Origin of the sequence: Achromobacter sp., assembly GCF_032102605.1 — a bacterium.
Taxonomy (GTDB): domain Bacteria; phylum Pseudomonadota; class Gammaproteobacteria; order Burkholderiales; family Burkholderiaceae_B; genus Achromobacter.
Genome location: NZ_DAMDGT010000011.1, coordinates 99,898 through 126,165 on the forward strand (window position 1 = coordinate 99,898; position 26,268 = coordinate 126,165).

At 66.8% G+C, this 26,268-nt stretch carries 16 protein-coding genes and 1 pseudogene; 13 read left to right on the forward strand and 4 right to left on the reverse strand.

From position 1 onward, the window contains the following. The first annotated feature begins 76 nt into the window (after positions 1 to 76). Positions 77 to 535: a carboxymuconolactone decarboxylase family protein gene (locus RT614_RS22285; RefSeq protein ID WP_313624322.1), complete on the forward strand. Its 459-nt coding sequence runs from the start codon at positions 77 to 79 to the stop codon at positions 533 to 535. 67 nt (positions 536 to 602) lie between these two features. Further along, a complete protein-coding gene (locus RT614_RS22290) occupies positions 603 to 1,040 on the forward strand; it encodes an acetyltransferase (RefSeq protein ID WP_313624323.1) in 438 nt (145 codons plus the stop codon). A gap of 78 nt (positions 1,041 to 1,118) precedes the next feature. Here the strand turns inward: RT614_RS22290 and RT614_RS22295 are convergent, their stop codons facing one another. Continuing rightward, positions 1,119 to 1,907, reverse strand: coding sequence for a class I SAM-dependent methyltransferase (locus RT614_RS22295; protein WP_313624324.1), 789 nt, complete (start codon positions 1,905 to 1,907; stop codon positions 1,119 to 1,121). A gap of 68 nt (positions 1,908 to 1,975) precedes the next feature. Here RT614_RS22295 and RT614_RS22300 point away from each other — a divergent pair, with 68 nt between their 5' ends. Beyond that, positions 1,976 to 2,659 carry a hypothetical protein gene (locus RT614_RS22300; RefSeq protein WP_313624326.1) on the forward strand — a complete coding sequence of 228 codons (684 nt, stop codon included), beginning with the start codon at positions 1,976 to 1,978 and terminating at the stop codon, positions 2,657 to 2,659. 38 nt (positions 2,660 to 2,697) lie between these two features. On the opposite strand, the gene RT614_RS22305 is transcribed toward RT614_RS22300, so the two are convergent. Further along, positions 2,698 to 2,922, reverse strand: a complete 225-nt coding sequence (locus tag RT614_RS22305; RefSeq protein ID WP_313624327.1) for a hypothetical protein — start codon at positions 2,920 to 2,922, stop codon at positions 2,698 to 2,700. 648 nt (positions 2,923 to 3,570) lie between these two features. Beyond that, complete coding sequence (locus tag RT614_RS22310) at positions 3,571 to 5,007, reverse strand: amino acid permease (protein WP_313624328.1); 1,437 nt, start codon at positions 5,005 to 5,007, stop codon at positions 3,571 to 3,573. 373 nt (positions 5,008 to 5,380) lie between these two features. Between RT614_RS22310 and RT614_RS22315 the strand changes: the two are divergent. The 3 genes and pseudogenes from RT614_RS22315 to RT614_RS22325 form a co-directional block, all read left to right on the forward strand. Further along, positions 5,381 to 5,509: pseudogene (locus tag RT614_RS22315) on the forward strand (helix-turn-helix domain-containing protein); the annotation flags it as partial. 296 nt (positions 5,510 to 5,805) lie between these two features. Continuing rightward, positions 5,806 to 5,934: a cupin domain-containing protein gene (locus RT614_RS22320; protein WP_313624329.1), complete on the forward strand. Its 129-nt coding sequence runs from the start codon at positions 5,806 to 5,808 to the stop codon at positions 5,932 to 5,934. Between the two features lie 44 nt (positions 5,935 to 5,978). Further along, on the forward strand, positions 5,979 to 6,344 hold the full coding sequence (locus tag RT614_RS22325; RefSeq protein WP_313624330.1) for a cupin domain-containing protein: 366 nt from the start codon (positions 5,979 to 5,981) through the stop codon (positions 6,342 to 6,344). Here RT614_RS22325 and RT614_RS22330 read toward each other — a convergent pair. After that, the gene (locus RT614_RS22330) at positions 6,341 to 6,718 is read right to left on the reverse strand and encodes a hypothetical protein (RefSeq protein WP_313624331.1); all 378 of its coding nucleotides are present in this window, start codon (positions 6,716 to 6,718) and stop codon (positions 6,341 to 6,343) included. The genes RT614_RS22325 and RT614_RS22330 overlap by 4 nt on opposite strands. A 221-nt stretch (positions 6,719 to 6,939) precedes the next feature. On the opposite strand from RT614_RS22330, the gene RT614_RS22335 reads away from it, so the two are divergent. The 7 genes from RT614_RS22335 to RT614_RS22365 all read left to right on the forward strand — a co-directional run bounded on the left by RT614_RS22335 (position 6,940) and on the right by RT614_RS22365 (position 26,264). Further along, on the forward strand, positions 6,940 to 7,620 hold the full coding sequence (locus RT614_RS22335; RefSeq protein ID WP_313624332.1) for an STN domain-containing protein: 681 nt from the start codon (positions 6,940 to 6,942) through the stop codon (positions 7,618 to 7,620). Continuing rightward, on the forward strand, positions 7,610 to 8,188 hold the full coding sequence (locus tag RT614_RS22340; RefSeq protein ID WP_313624333.1) for an RNA polymerase sigma factor: 579 nt from the start codon (positions 7,610 to 7,612) through the stop codon (positions 8,186 to 8,188). The genes RT614_RS22335 and RT614_RS22340 overlap by 11 nt, the downstream gene beginning before the upstream one ends. Then, positions 8,179 to 9,150: a FecR family protein gene (locus RT614_RS22345; protein WP_313624334.1), complete on the forward strand. Its 972-nt coding sequence runs from the start codon at positions 8,179 to 8,181 to the stop codon at positions 9,148 to 9,150. Before RT614_RS22340 ends, RT614_RS22345 begins: the two co-directional genes overlap by 10 nt. A 120-nt stretch (positions 9,151 to 9,270) precedes the next feature. Continuing rightward, positions 9,271 to 21,915 carry a filamentous haemagglutinin family protein gene (locus RT614_RS22350; RefSeq protein ID WP_313624335.1) on the forward strand — a complete coding sequence of 4,215 codons (12,645 nt, stop codon included), beginning with the start codon at positions 9,271 to 9,273 and terminating at the stop codon, positions 21,913 to 21,915. A 318-nt stretch (positions 21,916 to 22,233) separates the two neighbouring features. Beyond that, a complete protein-coding gene (locus RT614_RS22355) occupies positions 22,234 to 23,880 on the forward strand; it encodes a ShlB/FhaC/HecB family hemolysin secretion/activation protein (RefSeq protein ID WP_313624336.1) in 1,647 nt (548 codons plus the stop codon). A gap of 38 nt (positions 23,881 to 23,918) precedes the next feature. Then, on the forward strand, positions 23,919 to 25,835 hold the full coding sequence (locus tag RT614_RS22360; RefSeq protein ID WP_313624337.1) for a DUF2341 domain-containing protein: 1,917 nt from the start codon (positions 23,919 to 23,921) through the stop codon (positions 25,833 to 25,835). Positions 25,836 to 25,844: 9 nt separating this feature from the next. Next, a complete protein-coding gene (locus tag RT614_RS22365; RefSeq protein WP_006222018.1) occupies positions 25,845 to 26,264 on the forward strand; it encodes an ExbD/TolR family protein in 420 nt (139 codons plus the stop codon). Positions 26,265 to 26,268: the final 4 nt, after the last annotated feature.

A 26,268-nucleotide genomic window follows, 5' to 3' on the forward strand; every position in this document is an offset into this window, starting at 1 on the left:
GCCAGAACGCCGGTGTGCAGATGCGCGCCGGCGTTTTGCGTTTATGCTCGCCAAACTCACCACAGCAGGAGACACCATGAGCCGTAAGGACGATTTTGACAAAGGATTGGCCAACCGCCGCGCCGTTTTGGGGGACGCCTGGGTCGAGCGCTCGCTGTCGCGCGCCACCGGCTTTACCGCCGAATACCAGAACATGATCACGCGCTACGCCTGGCACGACATCTGGAGCCGAGACGGCCTGCCGCGCAAGTCGCGCCGCATGATGGTGCTGGCCGTCACGCTGTCGCTGGCGCGCTGGGAGGAATTCGAGCTGCACGTGCGCGCCGCCCTTACAGCCACCGACGACTCGCGCCTGACGCCCGAAGAGCTGAAGGAAGTGCTGCTGCAGAACGCGATCTACGCCGGCGTCCCCGCGGCGAATACCGCCTTCAACCTTGCCCAGGCGATTCTGCGCGAGGTTGCGGGGGAGATCGGCTATGACCTGACTGCGGCGGATCCGCGCCAAGCGGATTTGTTCGGCGGCGAGCCTGGCTGATTGGGGCGGTGGGGTAGTGGGAACACAGGCATACTTCATCCGAATCCAAACTGTTTTGAAGGTTGCTATGTACACACTGCGCACATCACGTCCTGACGATGGCCCCGCTCTCGTTGACCTTTGGAGGCGCTCCGTGGACGCCACGCATCACTTCCTCAGTGCCGAAGATCGAAAGGCCATTGATGCCGAAGTGTGTGGCTTTCTGCCCCATGCGCCATTGACTGTTGCAGTCGACGAAAATGACAAACCCCATGGCTTCATGCTGATCGATGGCACACATATGGAGGCGCTCTTCATCGATCCCGATGTCCGTGGAAACGGTATCGGTCGCCAGTTGTTGCAGCATGGACTGTCGTTGCATGGGGCATTGACCACGGACGTCAACATGCAGAATTCTCAGGCTGTCGGCTTTTATAAACGGATGGGATTCGTCGAAATCGGACGTTCCGAGGTGGATTCACAGGGGCGCCCTTATCCCCTGATTCATCTGCGTTACGCCGGATAGCTTGAAAGCAGGCCGCCGCAAGTACAGCCGACCAAAGCGGATACCCTCAGGACCGGATTTTGCCGCGCATCGCTTGGGTCAACGCTTCGCGGCTCTGGTCGCCATGAATGTTGGCATGACGTTCTCAACCACGAAACGTGGGTGAGGTTGCCAGTCCTCGTGAAAACCCGTCAGTACGAAACCGGCGTCAAGTTGCCCGCCAATCTGGTCTGCAAGCGTATGCCCGAACACCAGTGCTTCACCACGCTCCTGTTTTGCAACCAGGTCCGCCGCGGTCAAATGCGCGATGTCCGAATAGGGAAGCCGCCGGTTGGGACGCACCAGGCCCTGGGCGCTTAGCGCTTCGTCGCGATCAGCCACGAAAACCACGGGATTCCAGAAGCTGGACAACAGTTGTCCTTGCGTTGCCAGGACGCGTGCGCACTCTCGCCAGACCGGGCGCACGTCGGGTATGTACAGATTGGAAATCGGGTGGAAGACCAAGTCAAAGCTGGCGTCGTCGAAGATGGAGAGGTCTCGCATGTCTCCCTGGACACAGCGCAGTTCAAGACCGTCTCGCGCAGCGACTTTTCGGTCCTGGTCCAACTGGCCCTCTGAAAAATCGAAAACTGTGACGTCTGCCCCCGCCGCCGCCAGTATGGGGGCCTGCTGACCTCCGCCGGCGGCCAGACAAAGGATGCGCAGGCCACGTACATCATCCAGCCAGCCGGAGGGCAGCGGGCCGGGCGTCAGTCGGGCGCTCCAGGCGCCCGCACGAGCTGCCCTGATTTCTTCTGGGCTCACCGGCGCGGACCATGCGCAGCCTTGCGCGGCCTGAAGGTTCCAAGCAGCCTGGTTGTGGGTGACTACGTCGATGGCTCCAGTCATATCGTCCTTTGGTAATGGCAAAGCGCGAAGGATAATGGGTTCCTGCTGAACTTTTCACCGGAGCCCTCGTGGGTGACAGAAATACTTCGCTGGTTGATACGGAGACCTCTCGCGAGGTTGCCCCGAAATTGGCGCTTGCGCTCTATGAGCGCCTTGTCGACGGCGGAGTCATCCGTCCCGAGCTGCGTGATGACTTGTCGCTGGGCGGGTTGGCGTTTCCGTTACGCGATGACTTTCGAGGCCTGGATGACCTTGAAGGTTGGGGTTATCCGGAGCGAACGATCGATGAACACAGTCCCGAATTTACACGTATCACGGCCCTTGAAATCGTCGTGACGGGCTACCGGTGGCAAGTTGGCTCAACGGGTCGACCCGAACTGACGGCTCAGTCCGACACCAACGGTTTGTTCATGAATTTTGACGGGGGCTTCAGCGTGAATTGCCCGAGCTGCAAACTCGCTGTCGAGCTTGGAGCAGACGGCAGCCAAGATTTGTATGAGGCCCTCGATGCTTGGTGCCTGGCTCCGGACCTTACTTTGCTGCGGTGCAGGTCATGCAATGCGACCGCGCCACTGTCGGCATGGCGATCTGAAAATCACGAATTCGCAGCAGGCCATCTCGGGATGACGCTGTGGGGCGAGCATCTTCTGGGTCTGGTAGAGCGACCCGCCAGCGCATCGTCAAAGCGCTTGCAGGATCTGTTTGCCGGAACCCGTGGCATTGATCCTGTCGTCGTGTTCTGCCATATCTAAGCGCCATCAGCGTACGGCGCGTTGCCCAGCAGCACAGTTCACTTGTGCAACGCGCAGGCCACCACTTTCACCACCGTTCCGTCAGGCAGCTGGTACGCTCCATCGCCTAGCCATGCGACTTGGTGCCCATCCGGAAGGCAGCAGTAGTAATGGGAGCCGTCCTCGTCGCCGGGTAGCGTTTGGCAACGCCGTTGGATGCGATAAGTGTTTCCGTCGCTGGCAACCGCGATCAATTCCAGGGCTCGCTTGGTGTAGTCCGTCATGGCTATCTCCTACAGCATGCGCATTACCTGTTTTTATTGGCGCACTAATCCAGCTGCCGGTCAATGGGCAGGCAAGGCCGGCCAAAACGCACCGGTAGGGGCGCAGGCTCTTCACTGGATACACGGATACAGATTTTCCTTTCGGCCCCGGCGTTAACCGAGGCCGAAAGACTTACGCGCTGGTCGACGGCGGCGTTCGGACGACGGTTCCGTTGGGGAGTTGGTATTGGCCATAGCCCAACCAGCCAACCGTTTGCCCGTCAGGCAGGCAGCAATAGAAAAAGGCGCTGTCGCCCTTGTCTCCGGGCAGACTTCGTGCCCGGCGTTCGATTCGATATGTAGTGCCATCGTCCGCGAATGCGGTTACAGCGATGGGGCGCTTGGGGTGATTTGCCGGCATTGTGTTTCTCCTATTTTTTTTTACTAGGATGAGCCTGCAAGTTTGGTCCCCGACGTCCTGATGTGTAAATCGGCCGGATGGCCACAACCGCACCGCAGTGCGGTAGCAATCCGTGGCGCGCGCACGGTGAGCTTGGCTTAGAAACGGGCGCGCATACGAAAACGCCGGCAATGTATCGGGTGACGCCATAAGGCGACACGGCGTTCAATGCCGTCACCCCGAGCGGTCGTGCATGCCGTGGCTGTCGTTCACGCCTCCGATTCTTGCCGGATGGCGCCCCTTGCTGGTTCCTCCCGGGCTTCGTCTTGGATGCTGCTTCTTCCTATCCCAAAGCGCTGCGCCACGATCCCCGTGGTTGCGATCACGGCCGCAAGCGCCGATGTGTAGGCCACTTCAGTGCGGTATGTGCCTTCCGCAATCATCGTTGCCAAGGCGGCGATGATGAGCGCGATGACGCCGTAGGTAAGCCATGGGAAAAGCCACATCTTGAATTTCAGCTCCACTCCTTGCGCTTGCAGGCGGTAGCGCATGCGCAGCTGAGAGCAGGCAATGGCCAAGTAGACAAAGAGCGCGATTGTGCCGGTGGCCTGCATGAGCACGTCATAAAGATCCATGGTCGACGTAGCCGTCATCCAGACGGCCGCAAACGAAAAAATGCTGGATACCAGTACACCCACGTATGGCGCGCCAGTGCGCCGGCCGGTCATCTGCATGATGCGGTGCGCATCGCCGCGTTTTGATAAGGAGTACAACATTCTGGAGGCGGTATAGAGGGCGGAATTGAAGCAACTGCATACCGACGTCAGCACCACGAAATTGACGATGATTTGGGAATGGGGAATGCCGAGCACTTTCAATGCAGTGTTGTAGCTTCCGTGCGTGGGGTGCGTCAGCAGGGGGTCGTTATAGGGCACCAGACAGATGACGATGAAGATGGAACCGATATAGAACAGGCAGATGCGCCAGACCACGGACTTGATCGTCTTGATGATTGCGCTGGTAGGGTTGGCGGACTCAGCGGCCGCGACGGTCACGATTTCTGCGCCGATGAAGGCGAACATGACCCCTAGCAAGGCGACGACCACGGATTTGATGCCGTTGGGCATGAACCCGTGAGCCGTCAATTGCGACATGCCATTTGCCTGACCCCATGGCCACAGATGCATGAGCGCCAGGCTGCCGACTACAAGGAAAATGACGATCGCGCAAACCTTGATGAGGGCGAACCAGAACTCGAATTCGCCGTAGCTGCGAACGTTCATGAGGTTGATGCCTATCAGCGACAGCGTGACGATCAAGGCATAACCCCACGCCGGCACGAACGGGAACCAATTGTGCAGGATCTGTCCGGCCACGAAGGCCTCCCAGCCCATGAGCAATGTCCAGAAGTACCAGTAAAGCCATCCGATGGTAAAGCCGGCCCAGCGGCCAATCGCGCGATCGGCGTACGTGGAGAATGAGCCCGTGTCGGGCTGAGCAACGGCCATCTCGCCCAGCATGCGCATGACCAGAACGACGAGCAGGCCGCCGCCAATGTAGGCCAGGATCACCGCCGGCCCGGCCAGTGAAATCTGTTTTCCGGACCCCACGAAGAGGGCGGCGCCGATGACCCCGGCTATGGACATCATGGTCAGGTGGCGAGACTTTAATCCACCTTTGAGGTTCGTGTGCGGTGTGCTCGCCAACTGTTTTTCTCCATTCTGCCGCCCAGTGCGGTCGGGAAACTTCCTTGTGATTGCAGTTTCGACTGCAACGCCGTTATGGTCGGCTAAAACGGTCCTGCTATGACCGTGATTTGGTCTGATTGAAGTACGGTGGAACCGGGTTGGCCGGGCACGGGTCAGGCGGATAGGCAGTCGCCGGCTCGTCTGGATTGCGGGGTGATCGCAGACCGCGAATCCGCAGACAGTAAGCATCGACAATTGCCGACGCGCCAAGACCCGAATTTCGGCAAACACAGGCCCGGTCCGAGGGCGACAGCGCGCACACTTGGAGGCGCTCGACGGCGCCGCCGGATTCGGGCATCCTTGCCGGTTGTATCCGCGCATTTCCCGCCCCATGATCGACCTGCCGCACCGACTACGCTCCCTGCGCCGCCAGCAGTCCTTGTCTTTGGAACAGCTGGCGCAGCGCACGGGATTGACCAAAAGCTACCTCTCGAAGCTTGAGCGGGGCCTTAGTGAACCCTCCATTTCGACGGTGCTGCGCCTGGCCGAGGGCTATGGCGTGGGCGTGTCGCAGCTCGTGGGATCGGACGATCCCGCGCAGGATGAAGTAGTCAGCGTCGTCCGGGTGGCCGACCGCGAAGCCCTGCAGCGCCGGGGGCCGGCCAGCGACTACCATTACGAATCGCTGGCCGGGCGGCGCAAGGTCAAGGCCATGGAGCCGTTCGTGGTGCGCCCGCCCCGCGAATTCCCGGATGCCACCGCCGTGTTCCCGCACCCAGGCGAAGAATTCCTGCTGGTGCTCAGGGCGCCATCGAGGTGCACGTCGGCGAACGCCAGTTCCGCCTGGAGACCGGCGACTCCGTCTATTTCGACTCCGAACTCCCGCACCGCATGCGCACGGTCAGCCGCGCCATGGCCGAGGTGCTGGTGGTGGCGGCGCGCTGACGACTCGCAACCCGCACCCCCTCCAATTCGATACAGGAACAACCATGAAGAACGATCAATCGCGGCTCGTCCGCATCGACGCCGGTCCGATGAAAAACCCCGTGCCCGGCAAGCCGCGCCGTCCGATTTCTGGCGATGCGGCGTTTCGCACGGTGACTGCGTTTGAAGGCAATGCGGGCAAGGCCGAGGCCGGCGTGTGGGAAAGCACCGCCGGTTCCTTCCAGTCCAACACCACCGGGTACATCGAATTCGGCTACATCGTCGAAGGGTCGGCTCGCCTGGTGGACCCGGATGGCACCGTGCACGAGCTCACGGTGGGCGAGGCTTTCGTCATGCCCGAGGGCTACACGGGCCGCTGGGAAGTGGACCAGTTCGTCAAGAAGATCTATTTCATCACCCGGATGGCCTAACGGCCGGGTTGCGGGGCGGGCCGCTGCGGATACGCGGACGTGCCGAAGGTATTGCCCATGCGGTTGCTGGTGGTGGCCGGCGTGGTCAGGCCCATCTGGTTGGGCGGACCCTGCGTGATGGCTTCGGACTCAAGCACCGCGGGCGGCCGGGGCGCGGCCGTGGGCGCCATCTTCTGATTCAGGCAGTCGTAGGACAGGGCCCGATACCCGTTCACCTCGGTCTCGATGCACGCGCCGTCCGGCGCGGAGGGTTGGCGGGCCGTGGCAGCAGGCGGGGTGACGGGTTCGGCCTCGGCGGCCGATGTTGGCGCGGCCGCCAGCGCGGCGACCCACAGCAGGCAGGCGCGGCCAGCGGATAGACACACGTTGCGCATGCGCGTTCCTTGAATTGGGCCCGGCGCGGGACTGCCGGATCGATCCCGAAAGTATAGGGTGGCGTTCCGCCGCGCAGGTGACGATTGCATGGCGGCGGCGAACGGCGTTCACCTGGCGTGTCACGAATGCGTCATTCGGCGCCACTAGCATGGCGGCTTTTGTCGGGGCTGCCGCCCGTTGCCACTGCCATGCCAGGCGATTTCCATATGCGTGCGCGTTCATGATCGCCGTCTTTCCGGGGTTCGGCGCAGCGTTGCGCGCCTGCCTGGCTCTGGGGTTCTGCACGCTGGCGGCGCCGGCAGGCGCGGAACCGCCGGTCCGGCCGATTGCGTTCGCGATCGCGGCGCAGCCTTTGGCGCAGGCGCTTGCCGAATACAGCCTTGCAAGCGGCCTGACGGTGCTGGTGGACAGCGTGCTGACGGAGGGGCGGCAGGCGCCGGCGGTAGTGGGAAACTACAGCCCGGACGAGGCGCTGCGAAAGCTGCTGGCGGGTTCCGCCCTGGCCATACGCTATGCCAGCGCGCAGTCATTTACGCTGGTGGCCGAAACAGCCCGGGCGGGTGGCCGGCACGCTTCGCAGGGCAGGCGCCTGCGCGACACGCAATATGCTGCGGTGCTTCAGGACGCGGTAAAGCGTGCGTTGTGTGCCGCAGCGGCTACCCGACCGGGGAATTACCGGGCGCTGATGCAGCTATGGTTCGACAAGGCGTGGCACGTCAGCCGGGTGAGCTGGGTGGCGAGGACGGGATCTTCCGCGTTGGACGGCCAATTGGAAGCGGCGCTGCGGGGCGTGGCCGTGGGGCCGATGCCTGTGGGCATGGCGCAACCAGTCACTGTGTTGCTCGAGCCCGCAAGCGCGGGGGACTGCGCAGGTCAGCCGGGAGCCCCACGTGCGCGATAGCAAGCCGGATGGCTCATTGCTTTCGATATTCCTTGAGCGCTACAACGACTTTCGCGGCCAGCTCAAGCGGCGGCTGGGCTCCGAGGATCTGGCGCACGACGCCATGCAGGAAACCTATCTGAAGGTGAGCGACCTGCCTCCCAGTTCTTCGATCCAGCAGCCGGCGGCGTATCTGTTCCGCGTGGCGCTGAACATCGCCGAAGACCAGCGGCGCAGGGACTCCCGTTTGCTGACGGGGGTGGAAATCAGTGAGCTCATCAATATGACGGACGAGGCGGCCGACCCCGCGCGCATTGCGCAGGGCCGCAGCCAGATCGACGCATTTCGCCGCGCGCTGCGTGGATTGCCCGAGCGTACGCAGCAGATGCTGCTGGCGGCCCGCGTGCACGAGTTGCCGCATGCGGAGATCGCGCGCCGCTATGGGGTGTCCGAACGCATCGTGTCCAAGGAACTCAAACGCGCGCTGGACCACTGTGCGCGGGTGCTGCAAGCGTCGGAAGGCGTCGAGCCCTCTCAACGCGCGCCCGCGCGACATGCACCGAATCAGGACGAAGGACCATGGCGCTGACGATGATCATGCCCGGAAAAAAACAAGACAAGGACGCGCTTTCGCGCGAGGCCCGCGCGTGGCTCCTGGCGCTGACGTCCGGCCGCGCGACGGAAGCCGACGCGGCGGCATTCCGCAGCTGGCTGGCCGCCAACCCGGCGCACGAGACCGCCTTTGCTGACCAGAAGCGCCTGTGGCAGGGATTGGGACCGGCGTTGCAAGAGGAGCAGGCGGCAAGTGCCAGCCGGCGCGCCCGCAGCCCGGCGCGCCACGGCAGGCGCGCGTTCCTGGGTGGCGCGTTGGCGGCATCGGCGGCCTACCTGGCGTTTCGTCCGCCGCTGGGCCTGTGGCCCGCCGTGGACGAGTTGGGCGCGGACTATCGGACCGCGGCGGGCGAGCAGCGCCGGCTGGCCTTGGGGGGCGCGCTGGAAGTGGAGATGAACACGCAGACACGCATCAATGTCGCCGCCGCGCCTGATGGAGCCTCCATCATCGAGCTTGCCGATGGCGAAGCCGAAATCCGCAGCGGGGCGGTGGCGGCGCAAGTGGTGGCTGGCAAAGGGCGGATCACGGCGAGGGACGCCGTGTTCAACCTGCGCTATATCGGCGGCGAGGCGCGTCTCTGCTGCCTGTCGGGGACGGCGCGTCTGGTGCATGCGCAGGGCGTCTTCGACGTGGGGCCCGACCGCGAACTGCGTTATGACGATACTCGGGTGCAGCCGCCGGTCAAGGTGAATCCGGACGTCGTGACGGCCTGGCGGCAGGGCTGGCTGGTGTTTGACCAGCAGCCGCTGGCGCAGGTGGTCGACGAGCTGAACCGCTACCGACGCGGCCGCCTGGTGCTGATGAACGACCAGTTGGGCAAGCGCCTGGTGCAGGCGCGGTTTTCGCTGGCGCAGGTGGCGGATGCCGAGGGCTTGATCCGCGATGCCTACGGCGCGCGCGTGACCCATCTTCCGGCAGGCGTCGTGCTGCTGTCCTGACCGCGAAGCACCACGCGGGGTTGATGAATTATTTGTGACAGTGTTCCGGTCGGCATTTTTCCATCCGTCTGTCTTGTTCTAAGTGGCGAACACACGCGATTGGAACAAGGAAAGGCGATCATGCAGGCACGGATGTCGGAGACGGTCGGAAACGGGAACATGGCGCGCAAGGCGCGGCGCGGGCGCATGAGCTGGCGGCCGACGCCGCTGTCGCAGGCCGTGACGGCCCTGCTGATCGCGGGCAGCGCCACCAGCGCCACGCAGGCGCAGTCCCGGGCTTTCAGTCCGGGCTGGTTCTCCGACAAGAACGCGGTGCAGTCCACCGCGCAACGCAGCGGACGCCTGCCCAATGGCGGGCTCGCGGGCGTGGGCGACAGCGCCCGGCAACAGCAACAGGCGCGCCAGACCCTCCAGAAATCGCTGGACAACCTGAACCGCACGGCGGCGGCGGTGGCCGCGCAACAGGCGGCCCAGGCGGCGGCGCGCGCTGCCGCCGCGGCGGGCAACGGCGGCGGTGTGCCGGACGGGCTGACCGAAGGCGGGTTGTGGGCGGCCGAGGGCGCCCTGGCCAAATGGGAAGGCGCAAAGGCCGCCAAGGCCAGCGTCGAGAACGGCCGGCAGGTCGTCACCATCGAGCAGACGCAGTCGCGCGCGATCCTGAACTGGGACACCTTCAACGTGGGCCGCAACACCACGGTGCAATTCAAGCAGGGGGCGGACGACGCCGTGCTGAACCGCGTGGTGGGCGCATCGGCCAAACCAAGCCAGATCCACGGCGCCATCAAGGCGGACGGCACCGTGCTGGTGGTGAACCAGAACGGCGTGATCTTCACCGGCACCAGCCAGGTCAACGTGCGCAACCTCGTGGCGGCGGCGGCCGACATCGGCGACCAGCAGTTTCGCGACAAGGGCCTGTACGCGGACAACGGCGCGGCGCCCACGTTCAAAGATACGCTGGGCGGCATCGAGGTCCAGGCCGGCGCTGTCATCCAGACCGCGCCGTCCAAGACGTCCACCTCGGGCGGCGGCTATGTGCTGCTGCTGGGCAAGGAAACCGCCAACGCGGGCACGATTGACACGCCGGGCGGACAAGCGCTGCTGGCGGCCGGCGACAGCTTCGTGATCAAGCGGGGGCAAGGCACGTCCGGCAATCTGGCGTCCACCACCAAGGGCAACGAGGTCACGCCCGCGGGCGCGCTGGGCCGCGTCCAGAACACGGGCCTGATCCAGGCGTCCATGGGAGACGTGACGCTGACGGGTGGGAACGTGGTGCAGGCCGGGGTGGTGTTGTCCAGCACGTCCGTGGATACGCGCGGCACGGTGCACCTGAACGCGGCGGGCGAGGGCGCGACCGTCGTCCTGGCCGACGGAAGCACGACGACCATTCTGCTGGACCGCAGCGGAGCCCTTGCGCTGGACAGCCAGCGCGACGGCCTGCGCGTGCCCGTGGGGCCGCAGACGAAGTCTCCGGTCGTGGCGGCCGGCACCGACCGGCGCGAGCTGTCCCGGGTCGAGATCAGCAGCACCGGCACCGTGGACTTCGCGTCCGGTTCCATCACCCTGGCCACCGGCGGCCAGATCGCCGTCCAGGCCGCGCAGCGTAGCCTGTTGCGCGACGGCGCGATCCTGGACGTGGCGGGCGCGGTGGGCGTGCCGGTCGCGATGGAAAACAACAACGTCAAGATCAATGTGCAGGGCAGCGAACAGCGCGATGCCCCGATCAACCGGGACAGCGGGAAACTGAACAACAGCGACGTCTGGGTGGATGCGCGCGATCTGGTCCTGGTGCCGGCGGGCACCAACGGCTACGCCACTGACCGCTGGTACACGGCCGGCGGCCTGCTGGAAGTCAGCGGCTACCTGGGCACGCAGGGGCACGCCATCAACGAATGGATGGCGGTGGGCGGCAATGTGGAGTTCACCGGCGGCGACGTCGTGACGCGTGCCGGTTCGCAGATCAACGTGTCGGGCGGCACGCTGGACGTGCAGGACGGCATGATCCGGCAAACGTGGCTGCGTGGCGCGGACGGCCGCCTGTACCAGGTGTCGCGCGCGCCGGGCGACCTGGCCTACACCGGCTTGTACAAGGGCTACGAGGCGCAAAGCGAGCGCTGGGGCCACACGCGCTATTTCTATAACCCGCTGATCGCGCCGCAGGAAAGGTTCGAAACCGGCTATACCGTCGGGCGCGACGCGGGCAGGCTGGTCATCGGCACCAAGAGCGCGGTGCTGGAAGGCGAGCTGGTCGGACAGACTTTCCAGGGTGACCGCCAGAGCTCGGCCCCGCAGGCGGGCCTGGATGGATATCAACAATCGCAACGCGCCGCGGCGCGCGGCGCGCAGCTTGTCGTGGGCGTCTATCGCCCCAACTACGTCAAGGCCACCGGCGCGCTGCAATACGGCTTGGGGCGGAACGAAAATACGGTCGATCAAGTCGTGCTGTCCGACCGTGCGGCGGCAATCGCCGCCGGGCTGGACCTGAATACCGCGCTGCCCGAGGACCGCGCGGGCATCCTTCATCTGGATACGGCCAGGCTCAATGGCTTCGGACTGGGCGCCATCAGGATCGCCGCCAACGAGATCGCGGTGCAGTCCGACCTGGCCGTGTCGCCGGGAGGCGAAATCACGCTGTTCGCCGGCAAGGTGTCGGTGGATGCGACGCTGACTGCGCGTGGGGGCTACATTCGCCTGGGCAATGCGCTGGCGCAGACCTCGTCCTCTGGAACGGCCGACACGTTCTCCGGCGCGGTGGGTGCGGAGGATGCGCTGGCGCTGAGCGCGCGCGCGCGGCTGAATGTGGCGGGGCTGGGGTCGAATCTGGCGATGTCACCGGACCTGACCGGCGGCATGCCCTATCTGAACGGCGGAACGGTGTCCCTGCGCAGCAGCGCGGATATCCTGCTGGACGCCGGCAGCGTCATCGACGTGAGTTCGGGGGCATTGCTCGGCGCGACCGGCAAGCTGAAGGGCGGCAAGGGCGGCAACACCACGGTGGAGTCGATCGACAGCGGCACGGAGGCCGGCGGGCGCCTGGTCCTGGGCTCGACGTTGCGCGCTTATGGCGTGGAAGGCGGGGGCACCCTGGCTGTCACGGCGAGCAGGGTCGTGATTGGAGAACCGCAAGCCGGCGTTGACGCGGACACGCTGGTGCTGCAGGCCCCGCTTTTCCAACAGGGCTACTCGCGCTATGAGGTGACCGGCCGCCATGGCCTGGAAGTGGCGCAGGATACACGCGTCGACGTGTTGATGCCGGTGTACCGCCCCATCTCCGGCGCGGCCCGCCTGCCGGGCGACACCGATCCTTCGGCCGTCCTGGAAACCTGGCTCCCGCCCGTTTATCCGCATGACCCCGTGGCCGGAACGATCACGCAACGCCGCGGCGCCAGCCTGTCTTTGCAGAGCGGCCGCAGCCTGGGGCTGGTAAGCGTCGATACCGATCCGGATCTGGTCATCGGCCGTGGCGCGCAAATCAATGTAGACCCCGGACAAACCATCCAGTTGCGCGGCGCGGGCCAGATGACGGTACTGGGCGCCCTGAGGGCGGCGGGCGGCAAGATCGATATCCGCCAGCTTCGCATGGGCGACCTCGATGTGGCCGAAGACGGCGACATCGCCGACGGCGAGGTGCATGACCGGTCGATCTGGATCGGCGAGCAGGCGGTGCTGGACGTGGCCGGACGGGCGGAAACCGGCGTGGATACGCGGGGCCGCCGCTACGGCGTGGCGGATGCGGGCGGTGTGATCGTCATCGGTGGCGAGATCGATCATGACCGCGCAACGGCGACCTCGTCCGATGCGTACGTCATCGTGCGTCCCGGCGCGGTGCTGGATGCGTCGGGCGCGGGCGCGATCGTGGATGTGAACGGCGTGGGGCCGGTGGAATTGAACCGCGACGGCGGCCGCATTTCGCTCAGCTCCTATAACGGCCTGCACCTGGACGGAACGTTCATTGCGCGCGCAGGCGGCGCGAATGCCTCCGGTGGCACACTGGACATTGCGCTGGAGACGCCGCTGTACCGCACCTGGGGCGAGGGCGTGGCCGGCGTGGGTGTGCAGGTGCCGCGCGAGCTGGTGCTGGCGGCGGGCGAAGGCAATGCGCTGGACGCGGGTCTTGCACCGGGCGAAGCCGCAGAAGGCCTCCAATATGGGCAGACGCGCCTGGACGCTGCGCGCTTGCTGGCCGGCGGCGGCTTCGATCATCTAGGCCTGCTGTCCAACGGCCTGATGTCTTTCGATGGCGACGTCAACGTCGCGGTGGGCCAGAGCCTGCGCCTGTATGCCGGCGCATACTCACTGGCGCCGAAGGCCGACGCGCAGACCCGCGTGAACCTGGCGGCGTCGTACGTGCGCTTGTCCGGCCCCGGGAAGTATTTCAGCACCAATGGTGTGATCAGGCCGCGCGTGATGTTCGCCGATGCGCCCGACGTGGGCGAGGGCACGTTCACCGTGCGCGCGGGCAACCTGCTGGAAGTCGGCAACAGCCTGTCTTTTGGCACACAGGGCAGCATCAACCGCAGCGTGGGCGGCGCGTTGACGCTGCAGCGATCGGGCTTTGACCGTGTCGTGCTGGACAGTGGCGGCGATCTGCGATTCCTGCGCCACAACGATGAAGAGCCGCGCACACGCCTCTGGACCCGGGGCGACCTGGACCTGATCGCCGCGCAGATCTACCCGGGCACGGGCACCGAGGCCGAGGTGCTGGCCGGCTACACGCGCAACCCGGTATCGGGCATCAATGTGTTCGACCCGGACCGCGTGTTGCGTATCGGCCGGCACGAGGGCGCGGCGCTGGCTACGCCTTATTCCGCGTTTGGCACGCTGCGCATGGCGGCCGCCAACGTGGAGCAGGGGGGCGTATTGCGCGCGCCGCTGGGGGCGATCGAACTGGGCGACATGAGCGCACCCCGAGGCACGCAGCGCCTGGTGCTGCTGCCCGGCAGCGTCACGTCGGTCAGCGGCGCCGGCCTGGTCATGCCGTATGGCGGCACGACCGATGGCGTGTCGTACAAGTTCAATGGCGCGGAGGTATCCCTGGTGGGCGTCGGGGGGGGCACGGCCGTAGGCTCGGGCGCCTATCTGCGCACCGGCATCACGTTCGGGTTCCGCGATGTGGACGCGCTGCCGGGGTCCGTGCTGGACCTGTCCGGCGGTGGCGAGCTGACGGGCGCGGGCTTTGTCTCCGGCCGCGGGGGCTCGACCGACGCGCGCTTTGCGCCACTGGTTCGCATGAATCCCAATGGCGGCTTCACCCTGCCTGGCCTGGCCAGCAATCCGGTCTACGCGATCGTGCCGGGGGTACAGCCGGGCTACGCGCCGGTGGGCGGCGAGGCGGGCGCGTCCGCGCCGGGCGTCGGGCAGAGAATCACGCTGGGCGCGGGCATACCGGGCCTGCCTGCGGGCACCTATACGCTGATGCCGTCCACCTATGCCTTGCTGCCGGGCGCGTTCCGCCTCGAGCTCAATGGCGGGGCGGCGGCGGGCGCCGCCGTGGCGCCGATGAAAATGCGCAACCAGTCGTGGGCGGCCAGCGGGACGCTGTCCACGACTGGCACAAGCGTGGCGGACAGCCTGGCGAGGTCGGTCATCCTGACCCCGGCCAATGTCCTGCGCACGTACTCGCAATACAACGAGATGAGTTACGCCGGCTTTGTGCGCGCGGATGCCGTGACGCGCGGCGTGCCGCGCGCCATGCTGCCCGCCGATGCGCGCACCCTGCGCCTCGCGATACACCAGGGCTCCGAGGACGGGCAGGCGCTCAGCTTCCAGGGCCTGGCCAACTTCAAGGCGGCGCAGGGCGGCTTCGGCGGCGCCGCTACGCTCAATGGCGGCAGCTCCCTGGTCGAGATCCTGGCGGCGGGACAGGCTCCCACCGCCGGCTTTACCGGCGCTTCCGTGGCGGCGGACGCGCTGACGGCGCTGGGCGCCAGCCGCCTGGTGATCGGGGCCTTGCCGGTGGTGTATTACGGGCAGGGGGGACGGTTCTATACATTCCAGGGCGCCGGGAACGAAACGGTGCTGCGCGCTGGCGCGCAACTGGCGGCGCCAGAAGTGCTGATCTCGTCGCGAAATATCCAGATCGAGGCGGGCGCCGGCATTTCCACCTTGGGTCGCGGTGCGCCGTCGGTGGACTCGGCCAGCGGCTATGCCTTCCAGCCTGGCCAGGCCGCGCTGCTGGCCGTGTCGAACGGCCGCCTGGACGTGCTGGCGCCGGATGCGCAGGCGACGGGTGGCATCCGTATCGGCACCTGCGCGGCGCAGCCGTGCGCAGGCGTGACGCGCCTGTATTCCGAAGGCACGATCGCCGCCGCCACCAATGGCACGTTCGATCTGGGCGAACAGGTGCGTTACGGCACCCGCAACCTGACACTGGCTGTCGGCGCGGTCAACGTGGGCACGGCGGGCGCGTTGGCGCAGGCAGCCGCAAGCGGGCTGTTGCCCAGCGGGTTGACGCTGAACCAGGACATCCTGGGCCGCCTGCTGCGTGGCGATACCAGCGTTGGCGCGCCCGCGCTGGAAGTCCTGACCCTGACCGCGCGCGATGCCATGAATTTCTACGGCACGGTCGCGCTGGACACCCGGGATCCGGTCACCGGCAAGTACAGCCTGGCCACACTGGCGCTGGGCACGCCCGCGATCTACGGTTACGGCGAGGCCGGCGACGAGGCCAGCATCCGCACGCAGAATCTGATCTGGAGCGGGGCGACGCAGGCGCCTGGCGCGGTGGTCGCGGGCGGCGCCGGCTCGGGCAAGGGCACACTGCGCGTGGATGCCGAACGCATTGTGTTCGGCTACAGCCAGGGCGCCCAGCCCAATGGCGGCGACGACAATGGCCGCCTTGCCTTGGGCTTCGCCAATGTGAACCTGAACGCCTCCGAGCGCATCACGTCGAATCACCGCGGCAGCCTGGCCGTGTACCAGTCGCAGAGCGCATACGTTACCGGCAGCGGCTACACGTATGCCGGCGGCAACCTGAACCTGAACACGCCCTTGCTGACCGGCGAGGCCGGTTCCATCAACCGCATTACGGCCGGCGGCGAGTTGCGCGTGTCGGCCGCCGCCGGCGCGCCGGCGGCGGCTGTGCAGGATCTGGGTGCGGAATTGAGCCTGACCGGGTCGAACGTGCGGATCGACGGCAGGATTGCGTTGCCCAGCGGCAAGCTCACGCTTAGCGGCCGCGATGGCGTGGTGCTGACGGGCGCGTCGGTCATCGACGTGGCGGGCCGCGCCGTCGCATTCAACGATGTGACGCGCTATAGCTGGGGCGGCGATGTCATCGTGGAAAGCACCCTGGGCAACATCGTCCAGGAAGCCGGTTCGCTGATCGATCTTTCCGCGCAGGAAAACAACGCGGGACAACTGCGGGCCGACGCGCTGTCGGCGTCGGCGGGCCTGGTGGATCTGCAGGGCCGCATTGTCGGCACGGCCACCGGCCGCTACGACGCGGGCGGCACCCTGGTGCCGTACCGCGCGGGCAGCATCGACGTCCGTGCGCAGAATCTGGGAGCCCCCGGCGCGCTGAGCGCGGATTTCGACGCCTTGAACCAGCGGTTGAACGACGGCAACGTGACGGGCGCGCGCCGCTTCCAGATCAAGCAAGGCAGCCTGACCATGGGCAATACGCTGCGTGCCAACGATATCGATCTGTCGATCGATGGCGGCGCTCTGACCGTGGCCGGGCTGGTGGACGCCAGCGGCGAACGGGTAGGCCGGATCCGACTGGCCGCGCGCGATGGCCTGACCCTGGCCGCGACGTCCGTGCTGGACGCGCACGGCACCGTGCTGCGCGTGGACAGCTACGGCAAGATCATCGACGCGCCCAACCGCGCCGTGGTTGAACTGAATTCGGGGCGTGGCGTGCTGACGCTGGCCGGGGGCGCGCGCCTCGACCTGCGCCACGGCACGTCTGCGACGCCGGGCACGGCGGCGGGGCAGCACGACGGCGCATCGCGCGGCACCCTGGATCTGCTGGCGCCGCGCATCGACGCGGCGGGCAATGCAGGAATCAACGGCGGCGCCGCGGCCACGTATGGCGACACCGCCATCGAGGCCCGGGGACCGGTCGCCATCGACGGCGCCAAGTCCATCGCGCTGGTTGCAATGCAGCGCTACGAAGACGCCCGCCCGGGCGTCGCGGCTGACCGGACCAGCGGCCGCGACTTTCAGATCATTGACCAGGCTTACTTGAATGCCAAGCATGCCGACGGCGTGCTGTTCATCGGCAATGCGCTGGCCAACGGCAACTTGCTGAACGGCAAGCTGGCGGGCCTGAACAACGCCACCTACCGTGATGTGTTCCATCTGCGGCCGGGCGTCGAAATCGTCAGCAATACTGCCGACGGCGACCTGGTGGTGCAGGGCGATCTGGACCTGTCGGGTTATCGCTACGCCAGCCTCAATCCGCGCACGCCGATGACCGGCGTCTACGGCTCGGGTGAAGTGGGCGCGCTGACGATACGCGCCAAGGGCAACCTGGACGTCTACGGCAGCATCAACGACGGCTTCGCGCCGCCGGCCGTGACGCCGGACGACGAGAGCGGCTGGATCCTGACGCCGGGCGCGCAACCGTTCGGCGGCGATGTGGTGTTGCCGCGCGGCGGCGTGGAACTGGCCGAAGGCACGGAATTCCCCGGCGGCAAGACGCTGAACTATCCCTTGCCCCTGCAGGCGACGACGCTGGCGGCGGGCACCCGACTGCCGGTGGAGGCCGCGCTGAACCAGGCGCTGTCGCTGCCCGCCGGCACCGTGCTTTCCGGCGACGTGCGCGATGCCTCCGGCACGCTTCTGTATGCCGCGGGCAGCATCCTCAAGCAGGCGGTGGTCCTGCCCGTCGATACGCGTCTGGGCGCGGGGACCTTGCTTACCAGCGGCACCGCCATGAAGGCGTTCACCTGGCCGGCGAACCTGGCCCTGCCCAACCTGCACACCCTGCAGGCCTACGAGGTCAATGTCCTGCTGATGGCGGGCACCATCACGCTCAAGCAGGGCGCGCTGATTCCGTCGCAGGCCAAGCTCGTGTTCCCAGCGGGCACGGATTATGTGGAACTGCGTCCCGGCACGGCGACGGACCAGCGGCGCAACTGGGCCCTTGCCCAGATGCTGCCGGCGGGAAGCCAGTCCTGGTCGGTGCAACTGGTGGCCGGCGCTGACCTGGACGCCGCCGATCCGCGCCGGGTCCTGCCGGGGCCGGCGGCGGGCAAACTGACGCTGGCCGACAGCCACTACAGCGCCAGCCTGCAGAAGGGCGCCAGCCTGGTCTGGGGACCCGACGGGGAATCGTCCGGCTTTGAGCCCGGCAAGCCGGTGCCGGAAGACCTGCTCTGGTTGTGCGACGTGGTCCCGGGCCTGTGCTTGCCGCCTCCGGCCTGGTTGTGGGCCCAGGACAACTGGTGGGGCTACCCGGAGGGCACGCCCGTCGCGGACGCGGACATCAGCGTCTGCATCGACCTCCCGTTCCAATGCATCGAGAACAAGCAAACGACCTCGGTGCTGGCCCACTCGCAGAATTTCAGCGTGCTGCGCACGGGCACGGGCGACCTGGAACTGGCGGCGGGCGGAGACATCAGTCTGATGTCCGCGTATGGCGTCTACACGGCCGGCACGCAGGCCGCGGGCGTCTCGTCCGACTATCAGTTGCCGCGGGGCCGCTTCGGCGGCACGGTGCTGGGCGACGCCCATTCGACGACCTACGAGCCCTTCGTGACCGCCGGCGCCGGCTATCAGGCGTGGTATCCCGAGGCGGGTGGCAACCTGAGCCTGTACGCCGGCGGCGCGCTGCGCGGAGATGTGTGGGGCAAGACCGTGGGCGCCACCGCCGACGCACGGGTGATCGACCCCAGCGTGGGGATCGGCAATTGGCTGTGGCGCCAGGGCACGGGCAGCGCCAATGGCGGCGATACCGAAACCGCGTGGTGGATCAACTTCGGCAGCTACGCGCGCGCGCCCTCCGCGTTCAAGGACAACACGCCCTTGCTGGTTGGCTTCACGGGCTTTGGCGCGCTGGGCGGCGGCAATATCAGCATGCGCGTGGACGGCGACGCGGGCAATATCGAATCGCGGGGAACGCTCAACAATCCTCGCGGCCAGGGCCTGGTCGTTGCCGTGGGCAGCACGGGCCGCGTCGCGGCCGACGGCAGCATGGCGCTCACGGGCGGCGGCGATATCGACATCCGCATCGGCGGCGGCCTGAACCCCACGCAGAGCGCGCGCGGACTGGTGTCGTCCACAGGGGGCACGACACCCTACTACGGCGAACCCGCCATCGACCTGCAAGGCGCGCTGATCAATCTGCGCGGCCATGTCCAGTTGACGGGCGGCGCGGTCGGCGGGCTGGACCTGCAGTACGGCAACCTGGCCAGCCAGCAGGACGTCAAGGACACCCGCGGCTATGACCCCTACGTGTCCACGCTGGCCAGCGCCACGGGCGGGCTGGCGCTGATTCCGGGGGACGCGGTCATCCGCCTGGACACGCGGGGCGACCTGGTCGTGGGCGGCGCCAGCGATCCGGGCCGCGTCGCGCTGCCGAACAGCACGCCATTCCGGCTGCCCGACGGCACGCTGTACGATGGCGGCGGCTACACCTGGTTTTCGATGTGGACGGAGCACACCGCCATCGAACTGTCCAGCGCGGGGGGCAACCTGACGCCCAGCCGTCAGACGTCGCATAGCGCCAAGGGCATGGGGCTGCAGACGGGGCGCAATACGTCGGCCTCCGACGCGCGCTATCTGTATCCCTCGATCCTGCGGGCAACCGCCTACGACGGCAGCATCTACGCGGGCCTGTCGGCGGCCTATCTGAACAACGAAGAGACCGGCCTGCCGTACGCGTTGACGCTTGCGCCCGGCGCGCGCGGACAGCTGGAAATGCTGGCGGGCGATTCGATCTATGCAGGCGGCTATGCCATCAACCGGTCGGGCGCCAACCCGGCAAGCGTGAATAGCGTGCTGGCGCCGGCCTTTGCCGGATACCGCAATGAAGTCATCCAGGCTGCCACGTTGACCAACCAGGGAGCCAATGGGTTCGCGGGAAGCCGCAATGTCCATTTCCCGATGTTCTATTTCGATTCCCCCACGGCAAGCGCGGCCGGCACTGGCGACGTGACGCGCTTCTACGCCCGCGATGGCGACATCGTGGGATTGCGCAGCGGCGAAACGATTGCCCTCCTGGCAGGCGTGAATCTGGGGCAGACCTGGTATGAGGCATCGGGGCCGGTCTGGATGATGGCCGGGCGCGACATCGTGGCCTCGGGCACCGATATCGGGACGGTCGCGGTGGTGCCCAGCAACAACGGCTACCCCTCCAGCGGCGGCAGCCAACCAGCAACCTCCACCGGCAACCTGTTCCTGCACCGCGACGCGCGCGACGTGTCCCGGGTGTCGGCGGGCCGCGACATCCTGTACAGCTCGTTCCAGGTTGCCGGCCCTGGCACCCTGGAGATCTCGGCGGGCCGAAACGTGCTGATGGCCGATCGCGCGTCGGTCACGAGCCTGGGCGCGGTGCTGCCGGGCGATCATCGTGCCGGCGCATCCATCGCGATGCAGGCGGGCGTGGGCGCCAAGGGGCCGGATTACGCGGGCTTCCTGGCGCACTACCTGGACCCGTCCAAGGCGGCGGACCCCAGCCGTCCGCTGGTCGACCAGGGCCTGGCCTTCAAGACCTACGAGGCCGAGCTGCTCCTGTGGCTGACGCAGCGCTATGGCTTTGCCGGCAATACGGACGACGCGCGCGCCTACTTCGCGGCCTTGCCCGCCGAGCAGCAGCGCATCTTCGCCCGGGAGGTGTATTTCGCCGAGCTGCGATCGGGCGGCCGCGAATACAACGACAAGTCCAGTCCCCGAAACGGCAGCTATCTGCGTTCCCGCCAGGCCATCGCGGCCCTGTTCCCGGAAACCGCGCCGGGCGCGTACCAGGGCGACATCACCCTGTACGGCGGGGCTGGGGTGCGCAGCATTTTCGGCGGCGACATCCAGATGATGACGCCGGGCGGACAGCAGATATTCGGCGTGGAAGGCGTGGCGCCGCCCGCCAGCGCCGGCATCATCACGCAGGGCGAGGGCAGCATCCAGCTCTTTGCGTTGGGCAACATCCTGCTGGGCCAGAGCCGGGTAATGACCACCTTCGGCGGCGACATTCTCGCCTGGTCGTCGCAAGGAGACATCAACGCCGGCCGGGGTTCAAAGACCACCGTGCTGTACACCCCGCCCAAGCGCGTTTACGACGCGGTCGGCAACGTGACCTTGTCGCCCAACGCGCCCAGCACCGGCGCGGGTATCGCCACGCTGGCGCCGCTGCCGGAAGTGCCGGCGGGCGACGTGGACCTGTACGCGCCGCTGGGCACCATCGATGCGGGCGAGGCCGGCATCCGCGTGTCGGGCAGCGTGAACATAGGCGCGTTGCATGTGGCGAATGCGGCCAACATCCAGGTCCAGGGCGAGAGCACGGGCGTGCCGGTGGCGGCGTCCGTGAACACCGGGGCGCTTTCTTCGGCCAGCGCCGCCGCGACATCCGCCGTGAACGCGGCACAGGACTCGGCGCAGCGAGCGCAGGACGCGGCCCGCCAGAACCAGCCCTCGGTGATCAGTGTGCAGATCCTGGGTTATGGGGAAGAGCCCGTTGCAGGAATGCCCCCTGCGCCGCAGGCAGGCGCCGCGGCTGCCGCGCCGAAGTACGACCCAGCCAGCGCTGTCCAGGTGCTGGGCGCGGGGGCGCTGGACGCCAGTGAAACCGCGAAGCTCAGCGTAGACGAGCAGCGCAGGCTGGCGATGTGATCGCGGGGCCGGGCATCGCCCGGCCGCCGCCTTCGCGCCATTGGGGCCGGCAAGCATGCCGGCCTTTTTTTATTGGTTCGGCAGGAATCCAGTCGCCGTCATGTTCGCGATCCAGACTCCCCGTCGTCCGAGCCCGCAATTCTTTTTGTGAAGTTTTTCTTACAACGCGCGGTCTGCGCGTGGCCAGTACGTCTAGTAACAAGCAGAAGCTGTAGTCGCGGGTTTGCGGGGAAAAACCGTAACGGAATTGTCGCAAGCGGACTGCACGGTAGCGGCCGGCGCCAGCCGGCTTTCACACAAGGAACTGAGTGCATCGCTATGCATGATTTCGAAAGTAGGAGTAGCGCGCTGCGCGCCATGTTGCGTCGCGCGCCGGAAGCAATCGTCCTGACGCTGGCAATCAACGCGGCGTGGGCGCAAAGCGCGCCGGCACAGGACGCCGAGTCCGCCGCGGTTCCCGCAGCGGCGGATGCCCGCCGCGTCAACATCAACGAATACATCGTCCGCGGCAACACCGTGCTGGAAGCGCGCGACATCGAGCGGGCCGTCTATCCCTACCTCGGCCCGGACCGCACGCTGGCCGACATCGAGGCCGCGCGCGAAGCGCTGCAGACGATCTATCAGGAACGCGGCTACCAATCCGTCTATGTAGACCTGCCCGAGCAGCAGGTGGCGGACGGCATCGTCTTCCTGCAGGTTGCCGAGACCAAGGTCGGACGCGTGCGCGTGGTGGGCGCGCAGCACTATTCCCCGCTTGCGATCCGCGACGAGGTGCCGGCGCTGAAAGAGGGCGAGGTGCCCAATTTCAACCAGGCGCAGGCCGAGTTGACGGGCCTGAACAAGAGCGTCAGCCGTCAGGTGGTGCCGCTGGTCAAGGAAGGGCGCCTGCCCGGCACGATGGACGTGGACCTGAAGGTCGAGGACAAAAGCCCCTGGCAGGCCAGCCTGGGCCTGAACAACGATTACAGCGCCGACACCACGCACCTGCGCAGCACGGCGTCGCTGGGCTACGACAACCTGTGGCAGCTTGGCCATTCGGTCAGCCTGACCTTCTTCACGGCGCCGCAAGAGACCGACAACGCCAAGGTCTGGTCGGGTTCCTATTCCATGCCGCTGTCCAGCCGCTGGAGCCTGCAGTTTTCCGGCTACAAGAGCGACAGCAACGTGGCGACCATCGGCGGCACCAACGTGCTGGGCAGGGGCCATTCCTTCGGCGTGTCCGCAACCTACACGATGGACCCGCTGGGCGCGTGGAGCAATTCGCTGTCGATCGGCCTGGACTACAAGAAGTTCGACGAGGCCACGCGCTTTGGCGACAACGAAGACCAGATCCCGATCAAGTACCTGCCGTTCACGCTGGCCTATAACGGCTACCGGTATTCCGAGTCGTCGCAAAGCAGCCTGGGCCTGTCCATCGTCGGCGCCAGCGGCTCCTTCTTCAATCAGAGCAGCGATTGGCAGGAATTCGACAACAAGCGCTACATGGCCAGCCCCAGTTTCGCGCTGCTGCGCGGCGATGGCACCCACACGCAGAGCCTGTTCGGCGACTGGCAACTGGGCCTGCGCGGCTCGTTCCAGCTTGCCTCCGGCGCGTTGGTGTCCAACGAACAGTTCTCGGCGGGCGGCATGACCAGCGTGCGCGGCTACTTGGCCGCCGAACGCACGGGCGACGATGGCCTGCTGGGCTCGGTCGAGTGGCGCACGCCTTCGCTGGCGCGGTGGCTGGGCAGCAACGTCAATGAATGGCGCTTCTATGCCTTCGCCGATGCCGCCACGCTGCGCCTGCGCGATCCCTTGCCCGAGCAGGACGCGAGCTATTCGCTGGCCAGCGTCGGCCTGGGCACCCGCCTGCAAGTGCTGGACTGGCTGTCCGGCTCGATGGACTGGGGTTATCCGCTGAAGGACGGCCCCAACACCCAGAAACACGATCCCCGCCTGTATTTCAGCGTCCGCGCCAGCTTCTGAGCGCGCGCGCAAACCGCATTCATCCCGGAGTCTTGACCATGCAACGCTTATTGATGCTCCTGCTGACCGTGCTGGCCGGCGTCTTGCCGACCGCCGCCAATGCCTGGTGGCAGCCGGACTGGCAGTTCCGCAAGCAAATCACTGTCGACAGCACGCCGCAGGGCTTGCCGCTGGGCGGTTCCGCCGGCCGCACGCCGCTGCTGGTGCGCCTGCACACCGGCAACTTCACCTTTGACGGCATCGGTGAAAAGGGCGCCGACATCCGATTCGTCGCGGCCGACGACCAGACCGTGCTGCATCACCAGCTTGAAGCCTTCGACCCGTTGCTGGGCATGGCGCTGGTGTGGGTGGACGTGCCCGAGGTGGCCGACGGCCAGCGCCAGGACATCTGGATGTACTACGGCAACCAGAAGGCTCCCGCTTCGGCCAACGGCCAGCTCTCGTTCGATCCCAACTACACGCTGGTGTATCACTTCGACGGCGCCGCAGGCGCGCCGCCGCGTGACACCACGGCCTACAGCAACCACGCGCAGACGCCGGCCGGCGGCCTGGCCGACGGCGTGATCGGCCGCGCGGCCAAGTTTGCGGGCGCGCCCCTGATGCTGCCCGCCAGCCCGTCGTTGGCCATTCCCGCCGCCGGCGCGTTCACGTTCAGCGCCTGGGTGCGCGCCGACCAGCCGGCCGGCGACCAGCTCGTCTATGCGCGCCGCGACGCCGGCAATTCCTTGCTGATCGGCATCAGCCAGGGCGTGCCCTTCGTGGAAGTGAACGGTCAGCGCAGCCAGCCCGGCCAGCCGCTGACCCCGGCCGCGTGGCAGCACCTGGCCGTGACGGCCGACGGCAGCCAGGTCAATCTGTATGTGAATGGCCGCGCGTCCGCCTCGCTGGCCGTGAGCCTGCCGCCCTTGAACACCACCGCCGCGCTGGGCGGCGACGTGCCGGCCCCGGTCGCTGCGCCGACGCCGGCCCCGCCCGCAGCGGGCGCCGATGCCGCCGCGCCGACGGAAGCCGTGGCCCCGGCCCAGCCGGTCTATGCCCCCTTCGTGGGCGCCATCGACGAAGTGCGCCTGTCCAAGGTGGCCCGTCCCGCAGCGCTGATCTACGCCGACGCCGCCTCGCAAGGCGCCGAGTCGCGCCTGGTGACCTACGGCGTGGACGAGGAGCAATCCGGCTTCGGCTTCGGCGGCCTGGGCTTCCTGCTCAAGGCTGTGCCGCTGGACGCATGGATCATCATCGGCGTGCTGGTGCTGATGATGGTGCAGTCCTGGATCATCATGATCAAGAAGAGCCGCAATGTGGCTCGCGTCTCGCGCGCCAACGAAACCTTCCGCGAATCCTTCGCCAAGGTGGGTCAGCGCCTGGAATTGCTGGCCGACGACGCCGCGCTGGCGAATCGCCTGGAACACGCATCGCTGTGGCGCCTGTACCGCGTGGCCGTGAACGAAATCCGCACCCGCCGCGCGCAGGGCGCCGACACCACGTCGATCTCGGCGGCAACCATTGAAGCCATCCGCGCATCGATGGACGCCGTGCGCACCAAAGAGAACCAGGCCCTGAGCGCCAAGCTGGGCTCCCTGTCCAACGCGATCGCCGGCGGTCCGTACATCGGCCTGCTTGGGACGGTGCTGGGGATCATGGTGGTGTTCCTGGGCACGGCCATGGCCGGCGACGTGAACATCAACGCCATCGCCCCGGGTATGGCCGCCGCGCTGCTGGCTACCGCAATGGGTCTGTTCGTCGCCATCCCGGCGCTGTTTGGCTACAACCGCCTGATCTCGCGCAACAAGGAAGTGTCCGCGGACATGCGCGTGTTCGTGGACGAGTTCGTCACCCGTCTGGCTGAAGTGCATGGCGAGACCCAGGCGCAGGAAGCCGCTCATCGCCCCGCCTCGCGCGCCCCGGCGGCCGTCCGCCCGGCCGTGCGCGATGCGCAGCCCACGCCCGTCGAGGCATAAGGAGGAGCCATGGCTTCCGTATCCGCATCCCAGGACGATGACGACGACGCGCCCGTGGACGGCATCAACATCACGCCGCTCGTCGACGTGCTGATGGTCGTGCTGGTCATGTTCATCCTGACCGCCACCGCGCAGATCGCCGGCATCAAGGTCAACCTGCCCAAGGCCAGTTCCACGATGGCGCTGTCGCAGCCCAAGACCAAGGCGATCTCCGTCAACGACGCCGGCCAGGTCTTCCTGGACGCCTATCCCGTCACGCTGCCGGAGCTGGAAGACCGGCTGCGCACCGAGAAGGCGCTGAATCCCGACTTCCCGGTGATTGTGCGCGGCGACGCCGCGGTGCAATACCAGAAGGTCGTGGAAGTGCTGGACCTGTTGCGCCGCCTGGAGCTGGCGCAGGTCGGTCTGGTCACCGGCAAGCCGCAATAAGGGG